Source organism: Acidiphilium sp. JA12-A1 (assembly GCF_000724705.2).
In the GTDB taxonomy this organism is placed as follows: domain Bacteria; phylum Pseudomonadota; class Alphaproteobacteria; order Acetobacterales; family Acetobacteraceae; genus Acidiphilium; species Acidiphilium multivorum.
On sequence record NZ_JFHO01000250.1, the window covers coordinates 1 to 901 of the forward strand.

A 901-nucleotide genomic window follows, 5' to 3' on the forward strand; every position below is an offset into this window, starting at 1 on the left:
CCTTGAGCGGGTTGGGGCGATCAATCGGGTGAAGAAAGGMCGCACTAAGATCATCGCCGTGACGCCGGAAGGCGCGTTCCGGGGAAAGATCGACAACCACGGCGAGGCCGTCGAACGCTACAAGGCTGAGGTCATTCAACTACGCCCGGAGCCAGCATGAGCGCCAATCTCTACGACCAAGATTTCTACGCCTGGGCGAATGAACAGGCCGGGCTTCTGCGCGCTGGGAAGCTGACACAGGCCGACATTGAACACATCGCCGAGGAAATCGAGAGCATGGGCAAAACCGAGAAGCGCGAACTTGTAAACCGCCTCACGGTCCTGCTCGCACACCTGCTCAAGTGGCAGCACCAGCCCGCCCGGCGCGGGGCTTCATGGGAAGTTACAATCGGCACCCAGCGGCGTGCGATCACGCGCCACTTGGCCGACAACCCTAGCCTAAAATCAAAGCTGCCAGAGGCTTTTGCCGACGCTTACATCGACGCGCGCGGCGAAGCGTATGTGGAGACTGGTCTGCCCAAAGCTACCTTTCCTGCCACTTGCCCGTGGTCCTTCGAGCAGATGATGGCTGATGATTTCTGGCCGGAAGTCTAAGGGGCCATCTCCATTTCGTCGGCCCAAATCGGAAGTTGATGTTCAGTCTCTTAGGGACAAACTCCGTGTCATCATCTGGATGACGGCGATTGCCTTGGCCTTATCGGCGGTCATTTTCGTGAAGGTATTTTTCTACTGAGCACCGTTCCGGGCAGCTTAGTCCATCATATCCATCCCTCGGTCCCGCTCTTTCGCGACTTCCTCCATCACGGCTTTGGTGATCTCCGGTTGCTCTGCCAGCACGGCATCACGCCGCTCAATCTCCTGCACTGACAGGTCAGGCGGATGGCTGAACCGGGTCTGCCCC

Annotated in this window: 1 protein-coding gene; it reads left to right on the plus strand. The window is 58.7% G+C overall.

Translation table 11 applies throughout. The annotated features are described in order from the left end of the window. The first annotated feature begins 156 nt into the window (after nt 1-156). Entirely contained in the window at nt 157-594 is a 438-nt protein-coding gene (locus RT91_RS19730; RefSeq protein ID WP_035189385.1) for a DUF29 domain-containing protein, read from the plus strand. Nucleotides 595-901 lie beyond the last annotated feature (307 nt).